Source organism: Lutibacter sp., from assembly GCF_040883305.1.
In the GTDB taxonomy this organism is placed as follows: Bacteria; Bacteroidota; Bacteroidia; order Flavobacteriales; family Flavobacteriaceae; genus Lutibacter.
This window is the reverse complement of sequence record NZ_JBFLKT010000014.1, coordinates 1-7,394: the sequence shown is the minus strand read 5'-3', so window position 1 is coordinate 7,394 and position 7,394 is coordinate 1. Positions and strand designations below refer to the sequence as shown.

Genomic DNA, 7,394 nt, shown 5'->3' with positions numbered 1-7,394 from the left:
TTTTTTATTGCTATGTTTAAACATCATTAATATTTACGATTTATAAAAAATAAATATCCGATAAATTTAAAGACATCTAGAAAAAAATAGACAAATAACACTACTTTTAAGCTAAAGGTGTTTTTTTACTTATAGTAACAGTAAACAAAATTAAAAAATGTGTCTATTCTTTATACATTTTATCAATAAGTGCTTTATATTTTTGTTGAATTACTTTTCGTTTTAACTTTAACGTTGCAGTAATTTCACCAGCTTCAATACTAAATTCTTTGGGTAGTAAAGTGAATTTTTTAATTTTTTCAAATTTAGAAAACTCCTGCTGTAATTCTTCAAATCGTTTTTCAAACAAATCTTTTATTTGATTATGATTGATTAACTCTTCAATATCTTTAAAACTAATAGAATGTTCTATTGCGTACTTTTTTATGTTTTCAAAACTTGGTACAGCTAATGCGGTAACATATTTTTGTTGATCACCAATTACTGCAATTTGTTCAATAAATGAATCGTTAACTAAAGCTGTTTCCAGTTTTTGCGGAGCAATATATTTTCCTCCTGAAGTTTTCATTAAATCTTTAATTCTATCAGTAATTACCAAATTACCTGTTGCATCCATTTTCCCTGCGTCGCCTGTTTTAAACCAACCATCTTCTGTAAAAACTTCGGCAGTTGCTTCGGGTTTTTTATAATAACCTTTCATAACTCCGGGGCCTTTCACTAAAATCTCGTTGTTAGCGCCTATTTTAATTTCAGTTCCTGCAATGGCTTTTCCCGCAGAATTAAACTCAAAATGTTGATTTCCAAATAATGAAACCGTTGCTGTAGTTTCAGTTAAACCATAACCACACTTAATATTTAACCCAAATGAATGAAAATAAGAAACCATGTCGGCTGCCAAAGGAGCACCACCACAAGGCATAAACTTAATGTTTCCACCAAATACTCCACGTAATTTACTCAACACCAGTTTATCGGCAATTTTGTGCTTTAACTTTAATGCTAAAGGAACTTTTTTATCTAATCTTTTATACTTGTTATTATATGCATTACCAATTCCTAAAGCCCAGCTTGCTAATTTCATTTTAGTAGGTGAAGCTTCTTTTCTTTTTTCTTGAATTGCAGAAAATATTTTTTCAAAAATACGTGGAACTGTACACATTAAAGTAGGTTTTACCTCTTTTAAAACTTCTGCAATTTCTTTTGGATCTTGATTAAAATACACTTGAATTCCAGATTGAATACAGAAAAATACCCAACTACGTTCGTAAATATGACTTAAAGGTAAAAAACTTAATGAAGTATCATTCGTGTTAACATCTAATTCATCTTCGTGTGCTTTTAGTGAAGCTGCAAAATTGTTATGATCCAACATAACACCTTTTGGTTCTCCTGTAGTTCCAGAGGTATAAATAATACTTGCTAAATCATTTAATTGGTGTTCAGAAAACCTTTTATCTAGCTCAGTATCTATACTTTTTGGGAATTCAGCGTTTATAAAATCTGATAAATAAACAGCATTTTTGTGGTTTCTAAAATCAACTGTTTCGGTGAGCGAAACAATTAATTTTAAGTATTTATTCGTTTCTGAAATCTCTTCGGCTTTGTCAAACTCTTCTTGATCTCCAACAAAAATTACACTAATTTCAGCATCGTTTATAATGTATTCAGTTTCTTTTGTGGAATTAGTTGCATAAATAGGAACTGTTACAGCTCTTGTGTTCATAATAGCAATATCTGCAATTATCCATTCAGTCATATTTTGGGCAAAAATTGCAACATTTTGTTGCTCTTTTATTCCAAAATTCACTAATGCTTTAGAAACATTTTGAATTTGATTATAGAAATTTTCCCAAGAAATTCCATCCCAATTTTTCGTTTCACTATTTTTATAGAAAATAGCTTTTTTGGTAGAAAAGCGCTTTGCATTTTCTTTAATTACTTCTGTTAAGTGCTTATAACTCATTAAATTTTGTTTCGAAAATTAAATTCTAAACTTTTTGCATAGCGCGCAAATCTACAAATAAAATAACTGTATGTTTTATTTTAAAGGTTATGAATGTTACAATTTAAGTCGGAATTACCAATATTTAACATAATTTTTGGGGAATACGAAACCGTATTAAGGATGGATACTTCGACTTACCTCACTTCGAGGCTTGTTGTTTGAGCTCTTTTTTATACCCAAAATGGAAAAAAAAGCGAGTACAGAGAGCCTGATAGTTGTTTTTACAAATGGAACGCCCAAAAAAAGGTTGATATGTGTAAAATCTATGCTGTAAATCATTAAATTTGCACTTTCTTATAAAAAAATAACAATGTATAGAACACATTCAAACGGAGAATTAAGATTGGAAAATGTTGGTCAGGAAGTTACCTTGGCCGGATGGGTGCAAAAATCGCGCGATAAAGGATTTATGATTTGGGTTGATTTGCGAGACCGCTACGGTATTACGCAATTGATTTTTGATGAAGACAGAACACCAAAAGAAATGGTTGAAAAAGCCAAAACCTTAGGTCGTGAATTTGTAATTCAGGTTACAGGTGAAGTAATTGAACGTGTTTCTAAGAACAAAAATATTCCAACTGGTGAAGTAGAAATTTTAGTAAAAAAACTAACTGTTTTAAACGCATCTTTAGTGCCTCCTTTTACTATTGAAGATGAAACCGATGGTGGTGACGAGTTACGTATGAAATATCGTTACTTAGATATTAGAAGAAACCCTGTTAAAAACAACCTTATTTTTAGAAGTAAAGTTGCAATTGAAACCAGAAAATATTTATCTGATCAAGATTTTATTGAAGTTGAAACACCTGTTTTAATTAAATCTACACCTGAAGGTGCACGTGATTTTGTGGTGCCAAGTAGAATGAATGAAGGTCAGTTTTATGCATTGCCACAATCGCCTCAAACCTTTAAGCAATTGTTGATGATTGGCGGAATGGACAAGTATTTTCAGATTGTAAAATGCTTTAGAGATGAGGATTTACGTGCGGACAGACAGCCAGAATTTACACAAATTGATTGTGAAATGGCGTTTGTAGAGCAAGAAGATATTTTAAATACGTTTGAAGGTTTAACACGTCATTTATTAAAAGTTGTAAATGGTGTTGAAGTAGCTGAATTTCCAAGAATGACGTATGATGAAGCCATGAAAAAATATGGAAACGACAAACCAGACATTCGTTTTGGAATGGAGTTTGGCGAATTAAATGAGGTTGCAAAACACAAAGAATTTGGCGTTTTTAACAATGCAGAATTGGTTGTTGGTATTGCAGTTCCTGGCGGGAATGCTTATACAAGAAAAGAAATTGATAAATTAATAGAATGGGTAAAACGCCCTCAAGTTGGTGCTTTAGGAATGGTTTATTCGCGATGCAATGAAGATGGCAGTTTTAAATCTTCTGTAGATAAATTTTACGATCAAGAAGATTTAGCAAAATGGGCTGAAGTAACCAGAGCTAAATCTGGTGATTTAATTTGTGTTTTATCTGGTAATGCAGATAAGGTAAGAGCTCAATTAAGCGCATTACGTATGGAATTGGCAACACGTTTAGGGTTGCGTGATCCTAAAGTATTCGCTCCTTTATGGGTAGTTGATTTTCCTTTGTTAGAATGGGATGAAGAAACTGAACGTTACCATGCAATGCACCATCCGTTTACTTCACCAAAACCAGAAGATATGGCGCTACTGGACACAGATCCTGGAAAAGTGAGAGCAAATGCTTACGATTTAGTCTTAAACGGAAACGAAATTGGTGGTGGCTCGATTAGAATTCACGATAAAGCGAAACAAGCTTTAATGTTAGGTCATTTAGGATTTACACCAGAACAAGCAAAAGAGCAATTTGGATTTTTAATGAATGCTTTTGAATACGGAGCACCTCCACACGGTGGAATTGCTTTTGGATTGGACAGATTGGTTGCTATTTTAGGTGGACAAGAAACGATTAGAGATTTTATTGCTTTTCCAAAAAATAATAGCGGTAGAGATATAATGATTGATGCACCATCCAAAATTGATGATGAACAATTAAAAGAATTAAACTTGAAGTTAGATTTGTAATCTAAAAAATAACAGTTTTAAATATAACCTCGATAAATTTTATCGAGGTTTTTTTATGCTGATTTTCAAAGTATTTGTACTTTTGTTTAAAATCATTCTAAATAACAAATTTAAAAGTGCAAAAAACTTCAGATATTTTTAACTACGATTTTGTTTGGGAACAATCTTCTCACAAAAAGATAAAAAGTAAAGTTAAAGAAGATTGTTGTAAAAAATATAAAAAAAAGGGTGAGAAAAAGTGTAAAAGTTGTCCTAAACGATAAACTTAAGCCCATATTATGTACTTTTGCCTTTCGTTTTTTGTTTTTATAAAATGTCTACTAGATCAAAAATTATATTTAGAAAATTTTTAAAATGGAGGTATCAAAATATCTCTAATAAGAAATTTATAAATATTGCAAGTGCCGTTGTTGGTTTATTGGCTGGTCTTGCCGCTGTAACTATTAAAAACCTAGTACATTTTATACAAGCTTTATTAGAAGGTCAGTTTATAAAGGAAATTCATCAGGCGTTTTATTTTATTTTTCCAATAGTAGGTTTACTACTCGTATTGTTGGTTAAAAGAAAATTAATAAAAGAAAAATTAGGTCACGGAATTCCCTCTACCTTATTTGCAATATCAAAACAAAAGGGAATGATGCCTCGGTATCAAATGTGGGCGTCATTAATTACAGCTCCTTTAACGGTAGGTTTTGGAGGTTCTGTAGGTTTGGAAGGACCAACTGTTTCAACATCAGCCGCATTAGGATCTAATTTTGCCCGTTTATTTCATTTAAATCAAACTACAAGAACTTTGTTAATGGGTGCAGCTGCAGCTGGCGCAATGGCTTCCATATTTAAGGCACCAATTGCGGCAATTGTATTTGCTGTTGAAATATTTAGTTTGGAGTTAACAATGGCTTCCTTAATACCATTATTACTTGCTTCAATTTCTGCAGTTTTAACATCTTATTTCTTTTTTGGAGATGATGTTTTATTACACTTTAATTTACAAGATAAATTTGCCTTTAATGATGTCTTATTTTATGTGCTTTTAGGTGTTATTTCAGCTTCCGTTTCTATATATTTTAGTAAAATCTATTTTAGAATTGATACTTTTTTTCGTGGCATAGCCAATACTTATAAACGCTTACTAATTGGTGGTGTTTTATTAGGAATCATTATATATTTTATACCACCTCTTTTTGGAGAAGGTTATGATACCATAAACAATGTTTTAAGAGGTACTATTGAGCCTGTTATTATTAGTAATATATTTCATACAGCTACTGATAATGTTTGGGTTGTAATTACGTTTCTTATAGGTTTAATTTTATTTAAAGTTGTAGCTACTTCTTTTACATTTGGCGCAGGAGGTGTTGGAGGTATTTTTGGACCAACGCTGTTTACAGGAAGTGTTACAGGCTATGTATTTGCTTTAATAATTAATACATCTAATATATTTAGTCACCAACTTTCATTAACCAATTTTGCAATGGTGGGTATGGCTGGTTTAATGGCAGGTATTTTACATGCGCCGTTAACGGCAATTTTCTTAATTGCTGAAATTACGGGTGGTTACGAGTTATTTGTTCCGCTTATGATTGTTGCTTCAATTTCATATATAATTACAAAAAAATACATTCCGCATAATATTTATCATAAGCAATTAGCAGAAAGAGGGCAACTTTTAACGCACGATAAGGATAAAAATGTGTTGATGTTATTAGATATTAACAAAGTAATTGAAACCAATTTTGTGCTATTAAATCCTGAAATGACATTGGGTGAAATTGTAAATAATGCCGTTGCAAAATCATCTAGAAATCATTTCCCTGTGGTTAATAAAGACAATGAGTTTCTAGGGATTCTTACGCTTAACGATATTAGAAGTATTATGTTTGATAAAGAATTGTATGAAAAAGTAAAGGTTGAAAGCTTAATGCACAGTGCTTTGGAAATTATTTATTTAGAAAAAGATACAACCGAAGAAATTTTAAATAAGTTTAAAAGAACTGGAGCGTGGAACTTAGTGGTTCTAAAAGAAGGTAAATATTATGGTTTTATTTCAAAATCAAGATTACTTACTGCTTACAGAAGAAAGTTAATTGAAGTTACAGCATAATTAAAAACATGAAGCAAATTTTAAGTATTTTATTAGTTCTAATTATTGGAATTTTAGTCTATGGCTATTATGTAAAAAATAGTGGAGATGCTAATGGAGAAATAATTATTGGAATTGGAGTTTTAGCAATTGCATTTGTGTTTATGCCATTATTTATCTACCACCGCTATAAAAATAAAAATATCAAAGATTTTACTTTTGATCAATACCGAAAAGATTTAGAAGAACATAATAAGAAAGAAGAAGATAAAACCTAATTCAAATTTCGTTTTTCAATAAAAAAACGAGTTAAAAGTTTACTGCATTCCTTTTCTAAAATACCACCAATAACCTTCGTTTTTGGGTGTAATGTTGTATTTAACTTTATAAATCCTCTTTTTTCTTCAGAAGCACCAAACACAATTTTTCCAATTTGAGTCCAATAACTTGCTCCTGCACACATTTGACAAGGTTCTAGTGTAACATACAAGGTGCATTCTTTTAAATATTTTCCGCCTAAATAATCTGCAGCAGCGGTAAACGCCTGCATTTCTGCGTGAGCAGTAACATCATTTAAGGTTTCAGTTAGATTATGAGCGCGTGCAATTATCTGATTATTCATTACAATTATTGCACCAACCGGAATTTCATTTTTATGAAAAGCAAGTTGCGCTTCTTGCAAAGCACGTTTCATAAAATAAGTATCGTCAAACGGGTTTATCATACTTCAAAAGTAGATTTTTTTATTTAATTTACAGTTGAAAATAGACATTTTAGGTTTTATAAGTCCAATAAATATGAAATGCCAATATTAAAAAAACTAGTATTTTTTAAAGCTGTTTCATCACCTATTTCAGAAGGGAAATTTAAATTATAACCCAATTCAAAATCAAAAGAATTGGTGCTATATTGAATTGGAAGATTAATTTGGGTATTTATAAGTCCAAATAAAGTGTTTTGTGATATGAAAGAGTCTTGGAGTGTTGAGTCTGAAAGTACATCAACAATTTGTGTACCTGTATAAATACTAAGTTGCGGTCTAATTTTTAAATGATGTTTTTTTGTTTTAAGTAATTTCAAATTTGCATAGGTTCTAGAAACTATTTGGTAAGCAGCATCACTTCCAAGATAGTATGAACTTGATAAAACAGTACCAAGAGTTCTACTTTTATTTTGAATGCCAAAACCAGCACTTATATTTCCGTTGTATAAACCATCAATATTATTGTCAGAATATAAATATCCTG

At 30.9% G+C, this 7,394-nt stretch carries 6 protein-coding genes; 3 read left to right on the top strand and 3 right to left on the bottom strand.

Annotated features, from left to right (window positions below; genetic code table 11):
* Positions 1-163: 163 nt before the first annotated feature.
* A complete protein-coding gene (locus AB1Z17_RS00390) occupies positions 164-1,963 on the bottom strand; it encodes a long-chain fatty acid--CoA ligase (protein ID WP_368049813.1) in 1,800 nt (599 codons plus the stop codon).
* A 352-nt stretch (positions 1,964-2,315) separates the two neighbouring features.
* Here AB1Z17_RS00390 and aspS point away from each other — a divergent pair, with 352 nt between their 5' ends.
* The 3 genes from aspS (at position 2,316) to AB1Z17_RS00375 (ending at position 6,425) form a co-directional block, all read left to right on the top strand.
* Complete coding sequence (aspS, locus tag AB1Z17_RS00385) at positions 2,316-4,064, top strand: aspartate--tRNA ligase (RefSeq protein ID WP_368049812.1); 1,749 nt, start codon at positions 2,316-2,318, stop codon at positions 4,062-4,064.
* Positions 4,065-4,377: 313 nt separating this feature from the next.
* Positions 4,378-6,168 (top strand): chloride channel protein, encoded by a 1,791-nt coding sequence (locus tag AB1Z17_RS00380; protein WP_368049811.1) that lies wholly within the window; start codon positions 4,378-4,380, stop codon positions 6,166-6,168.
* A gap of 8 nt (positions 6,169-6,176) precedes the next feature.
* On the top strand, positions 6,177-6,425 hold the full coding sequence (locus AB1Z17_RS00375) for a hypothetical protein (protein ID WP_368049810.1): 249 nt from the start codon (positions 6,177-6,179) through the stop codon (positions 6,423-6,425).
* On the opposite strand, the gene AB1Z17_RS00370 is transcribed toward AB1Z17_RS00375, so the two are convergent.
* Together AB1Z17_RS00370 and AB1Z17_RS00365 are read right to left on the bottom strand one after the other, a co-directional pair.
* A complete protein-coding gene (locus AB1Z17_RS00370; protein WP_368049809.1) occupies positions 6,422-6,871 on the bottom strand; it encodes a nucleoside deaminase in 450 nt (149 codons plus the stop codon). The two genes, AB1Z17_RS00375 and AB1Z17_RS00370, sit on opposite strands and share 4 nt — an antisense overlap.
* Positions 6,872-6,927: 56 nt before the next feature.
* On the bottom strand, positions 6,928-7,394 hold a 467-nt coding region (locus tag AB1Z17_RS00365), incomplete at its 5' end, for a hypothetical protein (protein ID WP_368049808.1).